At 72.9% G+C, this 20,164-nt stretch carries 19 protein-coding genes and 1 pseudogene; 12 read left to right on the top strand and 8 right to left on the bottom strand.

The annotated features are described in order from the left end of the window. Window positions 1-119: 119 nt before the first annotated feature. Complete coding sequence (locus tag AB0G16_RS13190) at window positions 120-1,172, top strand: hypothetical protein (protein WP_362803378.1); 1,053 nt, start codon at window positions 120-122, stop codon at window positions 1,170-1,172. A 57-nt stretch (window positions 1,173-1,229) separates the two neighbouring features. Here AB0G16_RS13190 and AB0G16_RS13185 read toward each other — a convergent pair whose 3' ends face one another. Then, window positions 1,230-1,550 (bottom strand): co-chaperone GroES, encoded by a 321-nt coding sequence (locus AB0G16_RS13185; protein ID WP_343964067.1) that lies wholly within the window; start codon window positions 1,548-1,550, stop codon window positions 1,230-1,232. A 77-nt stretch (window positions 1,551-1,627) separates the two neighbouring features. Between AB0G16_RS13185 and AB0G16_RS13180 the strand changes: the two genes are divergently transcribed. Further along, complete coding sequence (locus tag AB0G16_RS13180; protein WP_362803374.1) at window positions 1,628-3,313, top strand: DUF885 domain-containing protein; 1,686 nt, start codon at window positions 1,628-1,630, stop codon at window positions 3,311-3,313. Here the strand turns inward: AB0G16_RS13180 and AB0G16_RS13175 are convergent. Genes AB0G16_RS13175 through AB0G16_RS13165 form a run of 3 tightly spaced genes read right to left on the bottom strand, consistent with a single transcriptional unit; the run spans window position 3,303 to window position 6,495 of the window. Then, window positions 3,303-4,142: an ABC transporter ATP-binding protein gene (locus AB0G16_RS13175; RefSeq protein ID WP_362803371.1), complete on the bottom strand. Its 840-nt coding sequence runs from the start codon at window positions 4,140-4,142 to the stop codon at window positions 3,303-3,305. The two genes, AB0G16_RS13180 and AB0G16_RS13175, sit on opposite strands and share 11 nt — an antisense overlap. Further along, window positions 4,139-5,230, bottom strand: coding sequence for an iron chelate uptake ABC transporter family permease subunit (locus AB0G16_RS13170; protein ID WP_362803368.1), 1,092 nt, complete (start codon window positions 5,228-5,230; stop codon window positions 4,139-4,141). Before AB0G16_RS13170 ends, AB0G16_RS13175 begins: the two co-directional genes overlap by 4 nt. Beyond that, the gene (locus tag AB0G16_RS13165) at window positions 5,227-6,495 is read right to left on the bottom strand and encodes an iron chelate uptake ABC transporter family permease subunit (protein WP_362803364.1); all 1,269 of its coding nucleotides are present in this window, start codon (window positions 6,493-6,495) and stop codon (window positions 5,227-5,229) included. Before AB0G16_RS13165 ends, AB0G16_RS13170 begins: the two co-directional genes overlap by 4 nt. An 87-nt stretch (window positions 6,496-6,582) precedes the next feature. Between AB0G16_RS13165 and AB0G16_RS13160 the strand changes: the two genes are divergently transcribed. After that, complete coding sequence (locus AB0G16_RS13160; protein WP_362803361.1) at window positions 6,583-7,620, top strand: ABC transporter substrate-binding protein; 1,038 nt, start codon at window positions 6,583-6,585, stop codon at window positions 7,618-7,620. 17 nt (window positions 7,621-7,637) lie between these two features. On the opposite strand, the gene AB0G16_RS13155 is transcribed toward AB0G16_RS13160, so the two are convergent. Together AB0G16_RS13155 and AB0G16_RS13150 are read right to left on the bottom strand one after the other, a co-directional pair. Continuing rightward, entirely contained in the window at window positions 7,638-10,034 is a 2,397-nt protein-coding gene (locus AB0G16_RS13155) for a helicase-associated domain-containing protein (RefSeq protein ID WP_362803358.1), read from the bottom strand. A 280-nt stretch (window positions 10,035-10,314) separates the two neighbouring features. Continuing rightward, window positions 10,315-10,869: an ATP-binding protein gene (locus AB0G16_RS13150; protein ID WP_362803545.1), complete on the bottom strand. Its 555-nt coding sequence runs from the start codon at window positions 10,867-10,869 to the stop codon at window positions 10,315-10,317. 224 nt (window positions 10,870-11,093) lie between these two features. On the opposite strand from AB0G16_RS13150, the gene AB0G16_RS13145 reads away from it, so the two are divergent. The 4 genes from AB0G16_RS13145 (at window position 11,094) to AB0G16_RS13130 (ending at window position 13,408) form a co-directional block, all read left to right on the top strand. Continuing rightward, complete coding sequence (locus tag AB0G16_RS13145) at window positions 11,094-11,915, top strand: helix-turn-helix transcriptional regulator (RefSeq protein ID WP_344904607.1); 822 nt, start codon at window positions 11,094-11,096, stop codon at window positions 11,913-11,915. Continuing rightward, entirely contained in the window at window positions 11,916-12,152 is a 237-nt protein-coding gene (locus AB0G16_RS13140; protein ID WP_344749145.1) for a DUF397 domain-containing protein, read from the top strand. A 139-nt stretch (window positions 12,153-12,291) separates the two neighbouring features. Continuing rightward, entirely contained in the window at window positions 12,292-12,549 is a 258-nt protein-coding gene (locus AB0G16_RS13135; protein ID WP_362803356.1) for a hypothetical protein, read from the top strand. A gap of 82 nt (window positions 12,550-12,631) precedes the next feature. Further along, window positions 12,632-13,408, top strand: a complete 777-nt coding sequence (locus AB0G16_RS13130) for a hypothetical protein (RefSeq protein ID WP_362803353.1) — start codon at window positions 12,632-12,634, stop codon at window positions 13,406-13,408. A 28-nt stretch (window positions 13,409-13,436) separates the two neighbouring features. Here AB0G16_RS13130 and AB0G16_RS13125 read toward each other — a convergent pair whose 3' ends face one another. Continuing rightward, window positions 13,437-14,048, bottom strand: coding sequence for a histidine phosphatase family protein (locus AB0G16_RS13125; RefSeq protein WP_362803542.1), 612 nt, complete (start codon window positions 14,046-14,048; stop codon window positions 13,437-13,439). Window positions 14,049-14,390: 342 nt separating this feature from the next. Beyond that, window positions 14,391-15,047, bottom strand: a pseudogene (locus AB0G16_RS13120) (TIGR03621 family F420-dependent LLM class oxidoreductase); the annotation flags it as partial. A gap of 144 nt (window positions 15,048-15,191) precedes the next feature. On the opposite strand from AB0G16_RS13120, the gene AB0G16_RS13115 reads away from it, so the two are divergent. The 5 genes from AB0G16_RS13115 (at window position 15,192) to AB0G16_RS13095 (ending at window position 19,959) form a co-directional block, all read left to right on the top strand. Beyond that, on the top strand, window positions 15,192-15,971 hold the full coding sequence (locus AB0G16_RS13115; protein WP_362803350.1) for a phytanoyl-CoA dioxygenase family protein: 780 nt from the start codon (window positions 15,192-15,194) through the stop codon (window positions 15,969-15,971). After that, the gene (locus AB0G16_RS13110) at window positions 15,964-16,974 is read left to right on the top strand and encodes a phosphotriesterase-related protein (RefSeq protein ID WP_362803347.1); all 1,011 of its coding nucleotides are present in this window, start codon (window positions 15,964-15,966) and stop codon (window positions 16,972-16,974) included. Before AB0G16_RS13115 ends, AB0G16_RS13110 begins: the two co-directional genes overlap by 8 nt. Next, on the top strand, window positions 16,971-18,173 hold the full coding sequence (locus AB0G16_RS13105; RefSeq protein ID WP_362803344.1) for a cytochrome P450: 1,203 nt from the start codon (window positions 16,971-16,973) through the stop codon (window positions 18,171-18,173). The genes AB0G16_RS13110 and AB0G16_RS13105 overlap by 4 nt, the downstream gene beginning before the upstream one ends. A gap of 104 nt (window positions 18,174-18,277) precedes the next feature. Further along, window positions 18,278-19,111: an SDR family oxidoreductase gene (locus AB0G16_RS13100; RefSeq protein ID WP_362803341.1), complete on the top strand. Its 834-nt coding sequence runs from the start codon at window positions 18,278-18,280 to the stop codon at window positions 19,109-19,111. Beyond that, the gene (locus AB0G16_RS13095; RefSeq protein WP_362803338.1) at window positions 19,108-19,959 is read left to right on the top strand and encodes a Gfo/Idh/MocA family oxidoreductase; all 852 of its coding nucleotides are present in this window, start codon (window positions 19,108-19,110) and stop codon (window positions 19,957-19,959) included. The genes AB0G16_RS13100 and AB0G16_RS13095 overlap by 4 nt, the downstream gene beginning before the upstream one ends. Window positions 19,960-20,164: the final 205 nt, after the last annotated feature.

Raw genomic sequence — 20,164 nt, 5'->3', positions numbered from 1 at the left:
AGCGGCGCGGCGGAGGCGGCCTTCCGGTATTCATCGCCCCGGAAGGCCGCCTCCACACCTCTTCTAACCCTTTCGTTCTAGATCGCGATCATGAACGATTTCCGACTTAGGATGCCGCCGTGTCCGTGACTCCTGGTACCCGCCGACTGCTCGGCTGTCTCGTCGCCCTGGCCCTGCCGATCGTGCCGGTCATGCCGCTCCCGGCGGCCGCGCACGCCGCCCGGACGGCCGGTGGGACGGCGCCCGAGGCCGGCGTCACGTCCGCCGTGGCCCCTTCCTCGCATTCCCCCGCGGCCTCTTCCGGAGCGCACGCGACCGCGGCCGACATCGTGCTGCCCGGGACGCGGGTGACCCTCAGGGAGCAGGCCGCCGACGCGCTCAAGGTCACCTCGTACTCCGTGGGCAAGACGACCTACCTGCGCAGGGGGGCGGGGTTCACCCGGCAGACCGCCTACCAGGAGATCACGGTCGCCCCCAAGGGGGGCAGGGCCCTCGCGGTGCCCACCTCCTACAGGAGCGGTTACGACTCGGTCGTCCTGCTGGACCTGGCGACCTCCAAGGGCACCGTGATCCGCACGGTGCGCAAACCGCTCGTCGCGCACTCCGCCCACTGGAGCCGCGACGGCCGCAAGGCGGTGCTGACCGTCCAGCGCAAGAGCGGCACGTCGTGGGTGACATCGGGGTTCGTGATCGTCGACGTCTCGGCGAGGACCGCCAGACAGGCGATCGTGGCCAAGGTCGACGGGTCCGCGCGGTTCCGCTGGAGCTCCGACGGCTCCGACGTGGTGGCCGAGTACAAGGGCGGCACCCGCTTCTACGGCCAGGACGGCGCGGTCCGGCGCACCCTGGTCAAGACCGGCAGGCCCGCCGGGGGAGAGGACGCCTTCACCCCCTCGGGCCGGGGCCTGATGACCTGGTGCCCGTCCACCCACACCGAGCACGTCTGCGTCTGGGACCGCACCTCCGGCAGGCTCGCGGCCAAGGTGCCCGGCATCCGGCCGAAGGCCCTGTGGGGGTGGTGGGACGAGAAGCACTTCATCGCCGTCATCCCCTCCGGGGGTCACTACCAGGTGGTGCTGTCCACGCTCAAGGGCAGGACCGTCCGCGTGCTGGCCGCCTTCGCCGCCGGCGACTGGGACGCCCGGCTCTACCTCGGCTACACCCGCCGCTGACCGGGCCGCCCCGCCCGCTCCCCCGGCACCGCCGGGACGCCCGGGGCCGGGCGGTCCTCACAGGTACAGGCCCGTACCGTTGTCGGTCTGGGGGGTGGCGATGGCGTGCAGGTCGCGCTCGCGCATGACCAGGTAGATCTGGCCGTGCACCTCGACCTCGTACTGGTCCTCGGGGTTGAACAGCACCTTGTCGCCGACCTTGACCGCGCGGACGTTCTGGCCCGCGCCGCAGACCTCCCCCCAGACGAGGCGGTTGGCCATCTTCACCGTCGCCGGGATGACGATGCCCGCCGTGCTGCGCCGTTCCTCGGACTCCTGCTCGACCTTGACCATCACGCGGTCGTGGAGCATCTGGATCTCGAACTTGGGGTCGCCCACGGATGCAGTTTATGGGAACGCCGGACTCGTACCGGCTCGTCCGCACAGGAAGGGCCCGCCCAGTAGGATCCGGCGTCATGACGTCTCCCGAGCTGGTGAACGGCTTTCTCGACTGGTATCTGACCGCGAATCCCGTTTACGCCTCCCTTTCGGGGGCTCAGGGGTACGACAGGACCCTGGGGGACTTCACCGAGGCGGGCATCCTCGCCAGGGAACGGGAGGCGCGCCACTGGCTGGAGAGACTCCAGGCGCCGCCCGCGGGTGGCGGCGGGGGAACGGCGGCCCCCGGCGCCCCCGGCGACTTCGGGGACTTCGGGGACTTCGGGGACTTCGACGACGAGATCGACAGGGAGCTCGTCGTGTCCACGTTGCGCGGTGAGATCGCCCACCAGGCGTGGCCCGCCTGGAGGCGGGACCCGGCCGCCTACGTGGGACCCGTCTTCTCGTCCATGTTCGGCCCGTTCCTGCAGCGGCTCACGGGCGAGGCCGAGCTGGTGGACGCGGCCGTCGCACGGCTGGCCGAGGTGCCGGACGTCCTGGCCGCCTGCCGGGCCAACCTCGATCCGGCGCTGGCCGCCCCCCTGCTCGTCGAGCGGGGCCTGGGACAGGCGCGGACGGCCCGGGGCTTCCTCACCGGGACGGTTCCCGGCCAGGTCGGCGACGAGGCCCTGCGCGCCCGGCTGGCCGAGGCGGCCGAGCCCGCGGCGGCGGCCTTCGACGAGCTGGTGGGGTTCCTCGAGGGCTTCCGGGCGGAGGGCACCTGGCGGATGGGGGAGGAGCTGTACTCCGTCCTGCTGCGCGAGCGGGAGATGCTCGGCTACGGCGCGGGCGAGCTGCTGGAGCGGGGGCGGGCCGCCTACGACGAGCTGGACGCGCGCATGCGCGAGGTCGCCGCCCGGCTGGACGGCGGCTCCGGCGACTGGCACGCGGCCGTCACCGCGCTGCAGGACGACCACGCGCCGACGCTGGAGGACATGCGCGCCGAGTACGAGGCCGAGACGGAACGGGCCAGGAGGTTCGTCCGGGAACGCGGCCTGGTGACCTTCGCCGCCGGCGAGGAGTGCCGGGTCGTGCCGTCGCCGGAGTTCCAGCGGCCCGTCATCGCCGTCGCCTCCTACATGCCGCCCCCGCCGCTGTCCACCTCGCGGGTCGGGCACTTCTTCGTGCCGTTCACCCCGTCGTCGTTCACCGAGGAGCAGGTCCGCCACCGCCTGCGCGGCAACGCCAGGGCGCAGATGCCCTCCATCGCCGTCCACGAGACCTACCCCGGCCACCACTGGCACCTGTCGTGGGTGGCGGACACCCCACGCCGGGCGCGCAAGCTGCTGCGCACCCCGTACCTCACCGAGGGCTGGGGGCTGTACGTCGAGAAGCTCATGGCCGAGCAGGGATACTTCACCACCCCCGCCCAGGAGCTCGCCCACCTGGACTTCCGGCTGTTCCGGGCGGCCCGCATCATCGTCGACACCTCGCTGCACTGCGGCGACATGACGGTGGAGCAGGCCGAGGAGTTCATGACCACGCGCTCCTCGCTGCCCCACGGCATCGCCGTGGGCGAGGTGAACCGCTACTGCGCGTGGCCCACCCAGGCGCCCTCCTACCTGACCGGCGCCCTGGAGATCGACCGCATCCGCGACGACTACCTGGCGGCCGGCCGCGGCGACCTGCGCGCCTTCCACGACACGCTGGCCGGTTCCGGCGGCCTCCCGCTGGGCCTGGCCCGCCGGGTCGCCATGGAGGGCCCGGCCGGCGTCACCCGCTGACCGGCACCCCGGCGGTCCCGGCGACCGCGCCGGCCCCGGCGACCGCGACGGGACGGCGCCGGGCCTCGGGGACGATCAACGGGGTGCCGCTCTGCGGGTCCTCGATGATCTCGCAGCGCAGCTCGAAGACCTCCCGCACCAGGTCGGCCGTGACGACGGAGGCCGGGTCGCCCTCCGCGACGATCCGGCCGTCGCGCATCACGATCAGGTGGGTGGCGTAGCGGCAGGCCTGGTTCAGGTCGTGCAGCACGGCCACCATGGTCCTGCCCTGCTCGTGCAGGTCGGCGCAGAGGTCGAGCACCTCGATCTGGTGGGCGATGTCCAGGAACGTGGTCGGCTCGTCCAGCAGCAGGATCGGGGTCTCCTGGGCCAGTGCCATGGCCAGCCAGACGCGCTGGCGCTGGCCGCCGGAGAGCTCGTCGACGCAGCGGTCGGCCAGCTCGGTCACGTCGGTCGACCTCATGGCCGCGGCCACCGCGACCTCGTCCTCGCGTGACCACTGGCGCATCATCCGCTGGTGCGGGTAGCGGCCCCGGCCCACCAGGTCGGCGACCGTGATGCCGTCGGGCACGATGGAGCTCTGCGGAAGCAGGCCCAGCCTGCGCGCCACCTCCTTGGAGGGCAGCGAGGTGATCACGCTCCCGTCCAGGTGGACCGCCCCGGCGCGCGGCTTGAGCATGCGGGCCAGGGCGCGCAGCATCGTGGACTTGCCGCACGCGTTGGGGCCGATGATCACCGTGAACGACCCGTCGGGGATCGTGACGTCCAGGTCGGTGGCGACCACGCGCTTGTCGTACGAGAGCGTCAGCCCGGTGCCGTACAGTCTCAACGTCGTTCCCTCCTGAGGAGAAACACCAGGTAGATGCCGCCGATGGCGGCGGTCATGATTCCCACCGGCAGCTGGACCGGCGCGAAGAGGCGCTGCGCGGCCAGGTCGGCCCCGATCAGCAGCACGGCGCCGGTCAGCGCCGAGAGCGGCAGGGTCACGCCGGGAGAGCGGGAGACGCGGCGGGCCAGCTGCGGGGCGGCCAGCGCCACGAAGGCCACCGGCCCGGCGGCGGCGGTGGCGACCCCGCAGAGCAGCACCCCGGCGACGACGGCCACCGCGCGCACCGGTTCGACCCGGATGCCCACGGCCCTGGCCGCGTCGTCGCCGAGCTCCATCATCCGCAACGGGCGCGACAGCCAGGCGCAGACGGGCAGCAGCGCGGCCAGCGCGTACGCGACCGGGATCGCGTGTTCCCACCCGCGCCCGCCGAGGCTGCCGGTGATCCAGGCGCCGGCGGTGGCGGCGTCGTTGATGTCGGCGCGGGTGAGCATGTACCAGTCGGCCGAGACCAGCAGCGCGCCGACCCCGATGCCGACCAGGACCAGCCGGTGACCCTGCACGCCTCGCCGGAAGGCCAGGGCGTAGACGACGATCGCGCAGACGACGCATCCGGCGAGCGAGGCGCCGGCGATCTGCCAGGCGCTGCCGCCCAGGATGACGGCGGCGATGCCCCCGGTGGCGGCGCCGGCGGTGAAGCCGATGAAGTCGGGGCTGCCGAGCGGGTTGCGGGTGATGCTCTGGAAGATGGCCCCGCTCACCCCGAACGCGGCGCCGACCAGCAACCCGGTCAGGACCCGCGGGGCCCGCAGCCGGTCCACGATGAGCTCGGCGACCGGCGGCCCCTCGCCGAACAGGGCGGCCACGATGTCGGGGACCGGGACGGTGAACTCGCCGGTGGACAGGGCGAACAGGCTGACGGCCAGGCCCGCGAGGGTGATCGCGGCCCCGGCGGCCAGACCGCGCGGGGAGAGCCGCAGCGACCAGGAGCGCAGCCGTAGGACCGGCCTCGGGGCGGCGACCGTACGGGCGTCCGCCGGCGGCCCACCGGGGTCGGGGACGGAGGCCAGGGCCGGGGGTGAGGCGTTCATAGGGCGGCGAGCCTCCGGCGGCGGGCGAGCAGGATGAAGACCGGGGCGCCGACGACGGCGCACATGATGCCCACCTGCACCTCGCCGGGGGCGGCGATCACCCGGCCGAGGACGTCGGAGGCGAGCAGCACCAGGGGGGCGAGCACGACGGTGTAGGGCAGCACCCACCGCTGGTCGGGACCGGTGAAGGCGCGTACCGCGTGCGGTACGGCCAGCCCCACGAACCACATCGGCCCGGCCGCGGCGGTGGCGGCCCCGCACAGCAGGGTGATGGCGACCGCGGTCAGTCCCCGGGTGCGGGCCACGCTCGCGCCGAGCGCGCGTCCGGCGTCGTCGCCGAGCGCCAGCGCGTTGAGCGGCCTGGCCAGCGTCAGCCCGAGCACCAGCCCGGCCGCGAGGAACGGGGCGAACCGTATCGCCTGGTCACCGGTGATCCCGGCGAGCGAGCCGGTGAGCCAGAACCGCATCCGGTCGAACGTGGCGTTGTCCATCCGCAGCACGGCCGAGGAGGCGGCATGGAACACCATGCCCAGGGCGACACCGGCCAGGGTGAGGCGGATCGGCCCGCCACCGGAACGCCCGGAGAACCCCAGCGCGTAGACCAGCGTCGCGGCGACGGCGGACCCGGCGAACGCGAACCAGACGTAGACGGTGGGACTGGTCAGGCCCAGCAACCCGATGGCGGCCGTCACGCCGAACATCGCGCCCTGGCTGACGCCGAGCAGCCCGGGATCGGCGAGCGGGTTGCGGGTGAGGCTCTGCATCAGCGCGCCGGCCAGTCCGAGCGCGGCGCCCACGCCGAGACCGATCAGCGTCCGCGGGACCCGCAGGCTCCTGACGACCGTGTGGTCGGTGGACCCGTCGGGCGCGAGCAGCGCGTCCAGAACCGTGGAGAGGGGAACCGAACGCGACCCCACCGCGACGCTGACCATGGCCGTCAGTACCAGCGCCGCCAGCCCGGCCAGCAGCCCGGCGGCCAGCAGCGCCGAGCGCCGGCCCGGCCGCGTGGGGCGCGACCTGCCCCCGCGCCCGTCGCCGTGCCCGTCCTCGTGCCCGTCCTCGTGCCCGCCGTCACGTCCGTCACCGCGTCCGTCACCGAGCCCGTCACCGAGCCCGTCACCGCGTCCGCCGTCACGTCCGTCGCCGTCCCCACCGTCGGCGTTCCCACCTTCGCGTCCGCCGCGGAGCACGCCGGATTCCTCGAGGTCACGGACGGGGGAGCCGGTCGCCGGCATCGCGGGTGTGGCCGCGCCGGCCAGTCTCATCGGGCCACCCCTCTCGTTCGGTACTGGTAAGGCAAGGCTAATCTAATGAAAAAGTCATTTAGGTAAGCCTATCCTTTGGAGTCACGAATGTCGCTATCTGTCATGCCGCGACGGGGGTTCATGGCCGTCGGTCTCGGGCTGATGTTCGCCCTGGCAGCGTGCGGAAGCGGAGCCGACACGGCCTCTCCCGCGGCGGGCGGCTCCCCGGCCGCCACGGGCTCCGCGGCCGCCCCCGGCGCGCAGGAGGGCCCGTGGACCTTCACCGACGACCGGGGCAAGAGGATCGACGCGCCCAGGCGCCCGGCTCGGGTGGTGGCCCAGGTCGGCGCGGCGGCGGCGCTCTGGGACTTCGGCGTACGCCCGATCGCGGTCTTCGGGCCGCACCGGCTGACCGACGGTTCCAAGGACCCCCAGGTCGGTGACGTCGACATCACCAAGGTCGAGTCCATCGGCAACGTGTGGGACGAGTTCAACGTCGAGAAGTACATCTCGCTCCAGCCGGAACTGCTGGTCAGCGGCATGTACGACAAGGCCCTCTGGTACGTGCCGGAGAAGTCGGCCGCCACGATCGAGCAGGTCGCGCCCACGCTCGGCGTCCGGCTGAACGGCAGGTCGGCCCCGGAGATCATCCAGAAGTACGGCGAGGTCGCCGCGGCCCTGGGCGCCGACCTCGACGCCCCCGAGGTGACCGCGGCCAAGTCCGCGTTCGACGCCGCGGCCGCGGCGCTCCCCACGGCCGAGACCAAGAAGCTCAAGGTCATGGCCATCGCCGGCGGCCCGGAGACCATGTGGGTGGTCAACCCCGACGACCACGCGGGCGTGCGTTACCTGCGGGAGCTCGGCCTGGACGTCGTGGTGCCGGACAAGGTGGACGACGGCGGCTTCTGGGAGTCCCTGAGCTGGGAGAACGCCGACAAGTACACGGCTGACGTGATCCTGGTGGACAACCGCACCCAGTCCATGAAGATCGACGAGATGAAGAAGAAGCCGACCTTCGCCAAGCTGCCCGCGGTCAAGGCGAACCAGGTCTACGGCTGGAACTCCGAGGAGCGTTTCAGCTACAAGGGCTTCGCCGACCTGCTGCAGAAGCTCGGCGCCGACCTGGCCACGGCCAAGAAGCTCTGAGAGGGCCCGCGGCCGGGTCAGGCGTAGGTGCCGCGCACCTCGACGATGTCGGCCAGCGGGAACTCCAGGTAGTCGCCCGCCTCCTCGCACCACGCGTCGAGCACGCCGCTGCGCAGCTCGCCGTGGCTGATGGTGGCGGTCAGGCCGTCGGCCAGGGTGATGGCCGCCCGGACCCCGCGGTCGACGACGAACCCGAGCAGCGACTGCTGCGCGGTCGGCAGCCGGGAGGCCATGCGCCCGATGACCGCCCACGTCCTGCCGCCCGGCCCGGTGGCCTCGCCCTCGGCGCCGAGCAGGCGCCGGGCGTGCTCGCGCGGGTCGGGCGGCGGCTCGACCAGCGGGTACGCGGGCTGCTCGAACTCCGCCACCCGCCCCCCGGGCAGCAGGATCAGCCGCCCGTTCTGCGGCTCCTCCACCCGGGCGCGGCGGATGGTGATCTCCCCGGTGTCGGAGATGGGCACCGGCGCGTAGCCGTTCTCCCGCAGCGCGGCCAGGGTCCTGTCGGCCGGCACCGCGCTGGCCAGCACGGTCGGGGCGAGCAGTCTCAGGCCCAGCCTGCCCAGCCTCCGGTGCCCGGCGATCTCGGCGAGCAGCGCGGGGTCGGACGCCTGCACGATGCAGGCGACCGTGGTCACCGTCACCTCGCCGTGCCGCCTGGCCACGTCGTGCACCAGGTACTCCAGCGGCTGCGGGACGGAGCCGACCGCGGCGAGGTCGGCCAGCAGGCCCTCGGCGGTGTAGCCGGCGTCCATGGCCCGGCGCACGCTGGCCGGGGTGAACCGCCACACCGAGGCGGCGCCGCGCGACTCGCGCTCGGCGGTCCGGTCGAGCAGCTCGGCCAGCTCACCGGCCGGCGGGCCGGTCACGACGGCGGTGAGGTCGGCGCCGAAGAGCGCGCTGCGCCGCACGCTGGCCAGCGCCCTGACCGAGCACTCGACCAGGATCGGGTCGTTCTCCACCAGCGGGGTGCAGTCGTCGATCTCGTCGCCGGGGAAGGCGTCCAGGCCGGCCAGGGCGCGGCCGAGGTCGGTGATCGTGTCGAGGGCGACCAGCCCGAGCATCCGGGCCTCCTCCAGTACGGCGGGGACGCACTCGGCCAGCAGCGACCGGTCCAGCAGCGGGGCGTGCCAGTGCGCCGACCTGACCAGCCCGGCACGGTCGGTGCACGCGGTGCTGGCGGGCAGCCGGGCCAGGACGCCGAGCACCGCCCGCCTGGCGCGGGCCACCATGGCCCCGGCCGGGTCGTCGCCGAGCACCGTTCCGTACTTGCCGGCGACCTTCCGCAGCGACGAGCGCTCCATCCGCCACCACGCCGACAGCAGCACCCGCAGCCTGGCCGCGGCGTCGTCCAGCCGCCAGCGGTCGAACTTCTCGGTGGGCACCAGCCCGCCGGCCGGCTCGTCCCAGGCCAGCAGCCGCGCCACCGCGCAGACCTCCAGCAGCAGCCGGGTCTCGTCCTCGTCGCAGCCGGTGTCCCTGGCCACCCGGCGGACCTCGCGCACCCCGACGCCGCCCGCCTTGAGCAGCGGCAGCGGGAACTTCGCGGTGTTCTCCAGCATGGCGGCGCACCGCTCCACCACGTGCGGGGCGGCCAGCGTCATCAGGTGGTCCACCGCCTCGGGATCCACCGGCATGGTGGCCGGCTCGGGCGGGACGGGCGTGAACGGCGGGTGGTAGTCGGGCCCGCGCAGCGCGAGCGCCACCTCGCGGGGCATCTCGGCCACGTTCCAGCTCGGGCGGAAGAGCAGCCCGTGGTCGGCGGCCCACTTCTCGGGGGCTCCGGGCACCACGAACCTGCCGCCCTCCACGTCGCGGACCGGGCCGTCCCAGGCGAACGCGTCGAGCAGCCGCGCGGTGCCCTCCGGCGCCCTCTCCAGCAGCCCGGCCACCCGCGCGGGGTCGGAGAGGATCTCGGCGACCCTGCCGATCACGAGGCGCTTGGGGCCGTTCGGCAGGCCGAGGGACCTGGCCAGGCCGCGCAACGCGTCGGCGCTGACCGTCCAGGAGTTCAGGTAGTGGGGGAGGGGCTCGCCGAGCCCGCAGGGCGCCGCCCACCACCGGGCGACCCCCTCGGCCACCCGGATGCGCCCCTCGCCGTCCGGCCACGCCAGCGCGTGGTCGAACAGCAGGTCGAGCCAGGGCGTCACCTCCGGCTCGGGCGCGCCCAGGAACCGGGCCACCGCGGCCGGGTCGGCCTGCTCACCGAGGGCCAGTGACGCCTGCGCCACCTCCAGCGAGGGCAGCGGCAGGCCGCGCATGACCTCCATCACCGCGAAACCGTTGCCCAGCCGCTGCGCCAGGGTGTCCAGGCGGCGCGGCCACGGTGGGGCGATGGCGTCCAGCCGGTTGGCCAGAACTCGTGCGAGCCGTTCTTCGTCGAGGGTTTTCAACCAGCCGAGCAGGTGATCGTCCATCTCGCAGCTCTTTCAGGAATCTCGCGCGGGGACTCTCCGTGAGCCATAAACATCCACGGTAATGCAGAGGGCATCTCTGACGGTGTCTACCGCGCAGAATGCGCCGCGTTATCACAGTCCCCGTCCGGTTCTGGCCGTTCCCGGGACCGCCGGGCGGGAGGGATGGCGGTCCCGGGAACGGCCGGCGCCACAGGGGAAGGGCCGGCGCCGTCCGGAGGGGTTCGGTGGGAGAGGGGCGGGTCGCGGCGGGGGAGGGACGCGTCCCCCGCCGCGGTCGGTGTCAGTGCCGGTCGGGCCCGTCGTGGCGGCCGGTCCGCAGAACGGCCCAGACGATCTTTCCGTAGGGGGCCAGCGGCGCCCAGCCCCAGCGCAGGCTCAGGGACTCGACGATGTGCAGTCCGAGGCCGCCGATGTCGAGGGCGGAGTGGGCGCGGAGCGAGGGGAAGCCGGCTCCGGGGTCGTTGAGCGTGCAGGCGACCGTCGTGCCCCGGCGGAGCAGGGAGAGCCGGATCGGCTCCCTGGCGCGGGACCCGGCCAGCCGCAGGCCGTGCCTGAAGGCGTTGGTGGCGAGTTCGGAGACGACCAGCTCCATGTTCTCGCTCAGCTCGCCGAGGCTCCAGCCGGTGAGGGTACCGGTGGCGAAGTTGCGGGCGGACTGGACGGACTCGGCGTGCGGGGGGAGCACGAAGGTGGCGCTGGCCATGACCGCGGGAGATCCGGGAAGCAGATCGCGGGCGGAGTCGGGCCACCATCCGGCGGGGGGCCACCAGTCCAGGGTCGTCCAGGACGTGGAGGCTCGGGGGGGCGCGGTTTGGGCGGACTGCACAGCCGTCATCATGGTGCACACTCCCGTGCAGGTGCAAGAGCGAATGCACGTGCATAAGGGCTGTGCAACCGCTACCGTTACCCATGATTGGGCGCAAATAACGCGAAAGGGGATCTTGTCCGCGGCCAGGGATTCTTGGGTCGCGAAGTGACAGACTGTCGATCAGGAAAGCGAGCGAGGAGCACTACGTGTCCATGGATCCGCCCGGTACCGGTTCCACTGTCCGGCGCATCATGCTCGGTGCGAGCCTGCGCCGGTTGCGTGAGGAGAAGGGGCTCGCCCGCGAGGCGGCCGGATTTCACATCCGCGCCTCGGAGTCCAAGATCAGCCGCATGGAACTCGGCCGTGTCGGTTTCAAGACACGTGACGTGGAAGACCTGCTCACCCTGTACGGCGTTCTCGACGACGCCGAACGGCGCGGCCTGCTGGAGATGGTCCGCGAGGCGAACACCCCCGGCTGGTGGCACAAGTACGGCGACCTGTTGCCGCACTGGTTCACCACCTACGTGGGGCTGGAGGAGGCCACGAACATGATCCGCACCTACGAGGTGCAGTTCGTTCCCGGCCTGCTGCAGACGTCCGCCTACGCGCGCACCGTGATCCGGCTGGGCTACCCGGACGTGCCGGAGGCGGAGATCGAGCGTCGTGTGCATATGCGCATGCAGCGGCAGGATCGCCTGACGAAGAAGGACGGCCCCCGGTTGTGGGCGGTCATCGACGAGGCGGCCCTGAGGCGTCCCATCGGAGGCAAGGAGATCATGCGTGAACAGCTCCAGCATTTGCTGGAGGTGGCCACGCTCCCCAACATCACCCTTCAGGTGATGCCCTTCCGGTTCGGAATGCACGCGGCTGAGGGTGGTGCGTTCAGCATCTTGCGGTTTCCCGAGTCCGACCTGTCGGACGTCGTCTATGTCGAGCAGCTCTGGGGTGCCCTCTACCTGGACAAGCGTGAGGATGTCGATCCATACCTCACGGCCATGGAGCAGTTGTGCGTGGAAAGCACCACGCCCGGGGGCACCGCCGAGATCCTCGGCGACCTTCTCAGAGAGATGTAAATGAAGCAGACCTACAACGGTATGCCCGCCACTGACCTTGCCGGGGCCAGCTGGCGCAAGAGCCGCTACAGCAACTCGACGGGTAACTGCGTCGAACTGGCCGAACTGTCGGACGGCAGCATCGCGGTCCGCAACTCGCGCTTCCCCGAGGGGCCGGCCCTGATCTACACCCGGGACGAGATCCGCGCCCTGGTGCTCGGGGTGAAGGACGGGGAGTTCGACGGTCTGACGGTGTGACGCCTCTGATGGCGTAACGCCGTTTTTACATCGGGACGGTCCGGTTAACCGTGACGCGCCGATGGTGTAACCGGGGAAGTGGGCCGGCGCGGAAGAGTTCGAGCTCACAGTGATTGGGGGCTCAGACGTGCTGGACCAGATGACCTTGTACCCGGTGGCCGACGACGTGCTGATCGCGCCAGGCGGGCGCGTCGTGATCCGTACCTACGGCGTCGCCTCGGCCGCCACGGGGGAGGGTGCGCCCACTCCGGTGTCCTACCGCACATGGGTCACCGGAGTGCGCGACCAGCCGAGGTACTGGCGCTGGGGTCATTTCGAGGACGCCTGCCACGGCCACCGCAAGGTCCTCGAATGGCTGACCGGCCGCGGCCCCCAGCCGGCCGCCGCCGCGGCCTGAACCGCACCTCACCCTGTACGGCATGATCCCCCTCGGCTAGTGTGCCAACCAAGCATTCGCTTGGGATGGGGAGGCGTTCACCGTGCGGCGAGGCATCTACCTGGTCGAGGAGGTCGACTTCCGGCCCATGAACTCCCGCAGGCCGCTGGAGTACCTGACCTGGCTCACCGGCTACAAGCGCCAGGACGAGGAGCGCGACGCCCCCGAGCTGACCGAGGGCCTGTCGATCAGGTCCCGCGACATCGACCTGGTGGGCGCCTTCTACGCCGTCGGCATCACCGGCCATCCCCAGTTCAGGGCCGTCACGCTCTGGGACTGCCACGGCGGCTGGGACGGCGGCTGGCGGCAGATGATGAACATCTACGACGGCGTCGACGCCAGGCTGTTCCTCTCCGACATCGACGACCTGCGCTTCTCCGCCTTCTCCCGGCCACTGGGCGCCGTCCACGGCGGCCCGGCCCTCGCCGACCTGGTCGCCGAGGGCTACGCGGCGCCGTTCTACCTGTTCGAGAGCGCCCAGGTGCGGCCCGGAGCCGCGCTGGACTACCTCGACGCCGTACGCACCGAGCGCGCGCCCGTCCTCGCCGACCACGGCCACCGTCCGGTCGGCCTGTACGAGGTGCTCTTCTGCGACACCGAGGTCGTCACCGTCTGGGGCATGACGCTGGACGACCACCTGGCGTTGCAGCGCTCCAGGGACGCCGCGCTCGGCCTGGACGACGAGGTGGAGGCGGACGGGCGGCTGCTCGACTGGGGGAGGCGGGCCAGGGAGTTCCTCGCCGGGCCGTGGCGGGAGACCCTGCTGGCCCCCTTCCCCGGCTCCCGTCTCTCCCCGGCCGCCCCGCCGCCCCCGGCCTGACCGGCCTGACCGGCCGGGGAGCGACCTCTCAGACGGGCGCCCTGCCGACGGGCGCCGTTTCGAGGGGCGCGTTCCACGCCAGGACGACCGGCTCGTCGTGCTCGAAGCCGAGCCGGGAGTAGGTGCCGGTGTCCAGGCGGAACAGGCGGCCGTCCTCGGGGGGCAGGCCGAGCCAGCGGGCGCACAGCACCCGCAGGTAGTGCCCGTGCGCGACCAGCACCACATCGCCCTCGGCGGCCATGGCGCGGGCGATCACCCGGTCCGCCCGCGCGCCGACCTGCGCCGCGCTCTCGCCGGGGTGCTCCGCGTCGCCGGGGACGACGCCGTCACGCCACAGGTACCAGCCCGCGCGGCTCTCGCGGATCGTGGCGGTGGTGATGCCCTCGTAGCCGCCGTAGTCCCACTCCCACAGGTCGGGTTCGGTCTCGCAGGCGTCCAGGCCGGCCAGGCGGGCGGTGTCCCTGGCACGCAGGGCCGGGCTGACCAGGGCGAGGTCGAACGTCCGGCCCACCACCAGCGGGGCCAGCCCGCGCGCCTGCTCCTCGCCCTTGGCGGTGAGCGGCAGGTCGGTGCGCCCGGTGTGCCGGCCGTCCCGGCTCCACTCGGTCTCGCCGTGCCGCAGCAGCGTCATCTGTTTCATGACGCCCATCATGGCGCCGGACGGGGCCGGGAGGGCGGCGGGGGATCGCCGGGGCGGGGCGGCGGGGCGGGGCGGCGGGGCGGGGTCAGCGGCCGGCGAGTTCCCGCACGACCGGTGTGAAGGCGTCCAGGTCACGCTCGTGGTGAAGCACGAAGTAGGACAGGTCGTGGGTGTCGCGCCAGTGGCGGAGCTTGTCGGCGATGTCGTGGCGGGTGCCGAGGAGCACCTGGGGGTGTCGTCCTGGCGGGAGGGGTCCGCGGCGCTCCACGGCTCGCCGGGCCTGCGGACGCCGACCTGCTGGACGCTGGTGCCCAGCTCGATCCGGTCGTAGCGGTCACCGGCCGCCCGGCGCACCACGTCGATCTTGGCCAGGAAGGCGGCCCGCCCGCCGTCCGTGCCGTCGGGGCCGGTGCCGTCGGCGCGTACCCGCATGCCCAGGTTGATCACGTCGGCCTCGCGGGCGGCGAGCCCGAGCAGGCGCGGGCCGCCGCCGCCGAGCAGCAGCCGCGGGTGGGGGCGGCTCCACGGCCTGGGACTCTGGTCCAGCTCGGTGATCCGGTAGTGCTCGCCGTGGAAGGTGAAGGGCCCGCCCGCCCACAGGCCCTTGAGCACGGTGATCGCCTCGGTCAGCCGGTCCACCCTGACCCGGGGCGGCTCGAACGCCAGCCCGGTGGAGGCGTAGTCGGCGGCCATCCAGCCGGTGCCGAGGCCGAGCTCCAGCCGCCCCTCCGAGAGCAGGTCGACGGTGGCGGCCTCCTTGGCGAGCACCGCGGGGTGACGGAAGTCGTTGGCGAGGACCAGGGTGCCGACCCGCAGGCGCCTGGTGGCGCAGGCGGCCGCGGTCATCGCCGCGACCGGCGCGAGACGGGGGCCGACCAGGTGGTCGGGGACGAGCAGGACGTCGAAGCCCGAGTCCTCCAGGCGGCGTGCCTTCTCGGCCCACTCCCCGGCCGAGCGGGCCTCGCGGATCACGGCGGCGAACCGGAACGGGCGGTCCATCGGATGCCCCCTTGTCTTGACCAAGCGCTTGATAAGCATAGATGTGGCGCCCCGGACCGGGAAGCCCGTCGCGTGATCCGGTCCGGGGCCGACATCTTTACCAAGCGCTTGCTTTACACGTCGGGGAGGTTCGACACTGGGGCCATGGCTGACGACACCCCGGTCCGCGACGTGACCGACGACGAGGTCGCCTTCTTCACCGAGAACGGCTGGGCGCGGCTGCCGCGCCTGGTCGATCCCGGGCACGTGGCCCTGCTCCGCGACCGGGCCCTGGAGCGTCTCGCCGAACGCTCGCGCGCGGTGACCTCGATGGTCGACCGGGCGTTCGGCCAGTCCAGGGACGTCGCCGAGACCGACGCGTACTTCCGCGACCTCGCCTCGGCGCCCGCCCTCGGGCGCGGCGCCACCCGGCTGCTGCGCGGGGTGGGCGGGGTGCGCGTCCAGGTGACCAACCTGCTGGTCAAGGAGCCGGGCGGCGGGCACGGCGCCACCGCGTTCCACCAGGACTTCCCGTGGATGCCGATGGACCGCTCGGCCATGCTCACGGTCTGGCTGGCCCTGGTGGACGTGCCCGCCGACATGGGCTCCCTGCGGTTCCTGTCCGGCTCCCACCGCCACGGGCTGCTCGGCCGCTCCTTCACCCGGGACGGCGACGACCAGTTCGCCCAGCATCCCTGGCTCAAGGAGCTGGAGACCTCCCCGCCGCTGGACCTGGCCGCCGGGGACGCGACCGTGCACCACGCGCTGACCGTCCACGGCGCCCCCGCCAACCGCAGGGACAGCGCCCGGCTCTCGTTCACGGTGACCTACTTCGACGCGGACGCCCTCTACACCGGCACGCCGTACGGGCAGACCGACGGCCTGGGGCTGGCGGTCAACCGCCCGTTCGAGCACCCGAGGTTCCCCGTCGTCGCCCATGCGTGAGCGGACGGGGGTGGAGACGGTCACCGGTCCGATCGGGGACGTGGGGGCGACGCTCATGCACGAGCACGTCTTCGGCCTCAGCCCCGAGATCCTGTGGAACTGGCCGGACATCCCCGAGGGATGGGACGTCGAGCACCGCGCCCGGGAGGCCGCGGCCCGGCTGGAGGACCTCAAACGGCACGGCATCGACACGATCGTCGACCTGACCGTGGTCGGGCTGGGCCGTTACGTGCCCGCCGTGCAGCGGGTGGCCGAGCTGACCGAGGTCAACATCGTGGCCGCCACCGGCCTGTACACCTACGACGCCCTCCCGCCCTACTTCGGCAACCGCGGGCCCGGCTCGCTCTTCGGCGGTCCCGACCGGCTGGCCGAGTTCTTCGTCCGGGACATCGTCGAGGGGATCGGCCGTACCGGGGTGAGGGCCGGGGTGCTGAAGTGCGCCAGCGACCACCTCGGCATGACGAAGGGCTGCGAGCGGGTGTTCCGCGCGGTCGCCGAGGCGCACCTGGAGACCGGGGTGCCGATCTCCACCCACTCCCACAGCGCCTCAGGCGGCGGCCTGGAGCAGCAGCGGCTGCTGGCGGGGCTCGGGGTGGACCTGTCCAGGGTCGTCATCGGGCACGCCGGTGACTCCACCGACCTCGCCTACCTGGAGGAGCTCATCGCCAACGGCTCCTACCTCGGCATGGACCGGTTCGGCATCGAGACGATCAGCCCGTTCGAGGACCGGGTGCGGGTCGTCGCCGAGCTCGCCGCGCGCGGCCACGCCGACCGGATGGTGCTCTCCCACGACTCCTACTGCTTCAACGACCGCTTCGACGCCGACGTCGTGCGGCACCGCCACCCGAACTACCACCTGCTCCACATCTCCAGGGACGTGCTGCCCGAGCTCCGCAGGCGGGGCGTCACCCCCGGGCAGATCGACCAGATGCTCGTCGCCAACCCCCGCGCGATCCTCACCCGGCGCGAGGCGCGCGGGGCCGTACCCGGAGGCACGTCATGATCACCGCTGAGGACTTCGACGTCGGCGCGGCCTGGCACGTCGCCGCCCCCTACGACTTCCTGCGCAGGCTCCGCCACGAGCGCCCGGTGTTCCGCAGCGAGCACCTGGACGCCTACGTCCTGACCCGGTACGAGGACGTGCGCGCCGCCTACGGCGATCCCCGGCGCTTCTCGTCGGAGGGTTCGCTGACCATCTCGCGCAGCCTCGCCGAAGAGACCAGGCGGGTGCTGGGCGAGCACGGCTCGTTCCTGTCGAGCTTCGTCGCCAACGTGGACCCGCCGGCCCACACCCGGCTGCGCCGCTCGGTCTCGCGCGCCTTCACCCCGCGTGCCGTCGCCGCCATGGAGCGGCGCCTCCGCGACCTGAACGAGGAGGTGCTCGACCGGGTGGCCCCGCACGGCGGGGCGGACCTGGTCGCGGAGATCGCGCACGTGCCCTCGGCGAGACTCACCGCCCGCTTCATCGGCGTGCCCGAGCGCGACGAGGACTTCGTCAGGGAACACGTCAGGGACTGGTTCCAGCTCTTCCTGTCGCCGCAGCCGCCCGAGCGTCAGCTCGTGCTGGCCGAGAGCTTCCTGGCCTACCTCGACTACGTCGACCGGCTGGTCGCCGCCCGCGCCGCCGGACCCCGCGACGACTTCGTCTCGCTGATGACCTCGCTGATCGGCACCGAGCTCTCGCACCGCGAGGTCGTCGAGCTGATCTCCACGATCCTGCTCGGCGGCAACGACACCGTGCCCAACCAGCTCGGCAACAGCGTCCTGCGGCTGCTGCGCGAGGGAGTCTGGCCGGTCCCGCCCGAACTGCTGCGCACCGCGGTCGAGGAGTGCATGCGCATCGACGGCGCCAGCCTCGGCTCGTTCCGGTACGTCACCGCCGACGTGGAGATGCACGGGGTGACGATCCCCGCGGGCGCGCTCTGCATGCTGTCCACCGACTCCGCCGCCCACGACGAGGACGTCTTCGACGCGCCGGAGGAGTTCCGCCCCGCCCGCCACAACGCCGACGCGCACATGACGCTGGGGTACGGCATCCACTTCTGTGTGGGGGCCGCGCTGGCCCGCCTGCAGTTGCGCACCGCGCTGGAGGTGCTCGGCGAGCGCCTGCCGCGCCTGCGCCTGGCACCGGGCGCGCCGCCCGTCGCCTACCGTACGTCGATCGTCGGCCGTGGCCTGACCGCGCTGGAGGTCGAATGGTGACGCGCCCCGACGAAGGACCGCCGGACGGATCGCCGGACGGACCGCCGGACGGACCGCCGGACGGACCGCCGGACGGACCGGTCTGCGGGTCGGCGTGGGGACCGGTGAGGAGACCGGCGGGGAGACCGGGCGGCAGGCTGGCCGGCCGGGTGGCGCTGGTCACCGGGGCGGCCTCCGGGATCGGCGCGGCGACCGCGCGGCGGCTGGCCGCCGAGGGGGCCCTCGTCGGGGTCGCCGACCTGTGGGCCGCCGGGGCGCGCCGGGTCGCCGAGCGGATCAGGTCCGCCGGCGGCACCGCGTGCGCGCTCCGGTGCGACGTGTCCCAGGAGGCGGAGGTGAAGGCCACCGTGTCCGAGCTGACCGCCTCGTTCGGGCCGCTGGACGTGCTGCACTCCAACGCCGCCTGCCTGGACCGGGACGTCTACGGCCGCGACCGGGACCTGCTCGACCTCGCCGTCGAGGTCTGGGACCGCACCATGGCCGTCAACGTGCGCGGGGCGATGCTCATGGTCAAGCACACCGTCCCGGCGATGCGCGACGGCGGCGCGATCGTGCTGACCTCCTCGGTCTCCGGGCTGGTCGGCGCGACCGACCACGCGGCCTACGGAACCTCCAAGTCGGCCCTGACCGGCCTGGTCCGCTACGTCGCGACCATGTACGGCTCGCGCGGCATCCGCTGCAACGCGATCGCCCCCGGGCTGGTGATGACCGACGCGGCACGCGAGGCGATGCCGCCGGAGCGGCTGGCCGAGAAGGCCGCCGAACGCCTCCTGCCGTGGCCGGCCGAACCGGACGACGTGGCCGCGCTGGCCGCCTTCCTCGTCTCGGACGAGGCACGGTGCGTGACCGGCCAGACGATCGTGCTCGACAGCGGGACCACGGCGCACAGGCCCGAGCACGCGATCAGGGCATGGGAGCGTGCGAAACTGGATCGGTGACGTTATCTGTGGGTCTGGTGGGCGCCGGACCATGGGCCGAGATGGTGCACGCGCCGATGCTCGCGGCCGGCCCGAACACGCGCCTGGCAGGTGTGTGGGCACGCCGTCCCGAGGCCGCGGCCAGGTTCGGGGCCCCGGTCTTCGAACGCATCGAGGAACTCTTCGACAACTGCGAGGCCGTGGCCTTCTCCGTCCCGCCCGCGGTCCAGGCCGAGCTGGGCGTGCTCGCGGCCAAGGCCGGCAAGGCGCTGCTGCTGGAGAAACCGCTCGCCGCCGACCTGGCCGGGGCCCGCCGGCTGGCCGAGGCGGTCGCCGAGGCGGGCGTGCCCTCGCAGATGGTCCTCACCTGGCGCTACTCGCCCGCCACCCGCGCCTTCCTGGCGAGGGTCTCGGCCCTCGAACCGTTCGGCGGCCGGGCGGCCAACGTCTCCGGCGCGATGCTCGGCGGGGACTTCGCCACCTCCTGGAGGCTGGAGCGCGGCGCGATCCTCGACGTGGGCCCGCACATGATCGACATGCTGGACGCGGCGCTCGGCAAGGTCGTCGGGGTCCGCGCGCACGGCAACCCGCTGGGCTGGGTCGGGCTGCTGCTGGAACACGAGACCGGCGCGGTCAGCGAGGCCTCGCTGTGCATGAGCGTGCCGGGCGAGGTCCCGCCCTCCCAGGTGGAGATCTACGGCCGGCTCGGCCGCGAGTCCCTCGACGACACCCGGCTCGGCTCCGACGTCTTCTCCCTGATGCTCGCGGAGTTCGCGCTGACCGTGCGGCGCGGCGGGCACCCCCTGGACGCCGCGCACGGCCTGCGCCTGCAGGAGATCATCGCCGCCGCGGAGGAGCAGCTCGGCTGAGCACGCGCAGAGGCGGGCGGGGCGGGACGGCCGGGAGCCCGGGGAGCCGTTACGGCGGGACGACCGGGACGACCGGGGCCACCGGGGGACCGTGACGCAGGGACGACCGGGGGAATTGATACCGTTCGTTCGACGCGTAGCTGAGCGAAGTCCGGTGTGAGCCCGGCGCTGTCCCGCAACTGTCATGGCCCCCAGAGGGTCGAGC

The sequence above is a fragment of the Streptosporangium sp. NPDC023615 genome, assembly GCF_040640155.1.
In the GTDB taxonomy this organism is placed as follows: Bacteria; Actinomycetota; Actinomycetes; order Streptosporangiales; family Streptosporangiaceae; genus Streptosporangium.
Note: the sequence above shows the minus strand (reverse complement) of the source record. Positions and strands in the feature narration are given on the sequence as shown.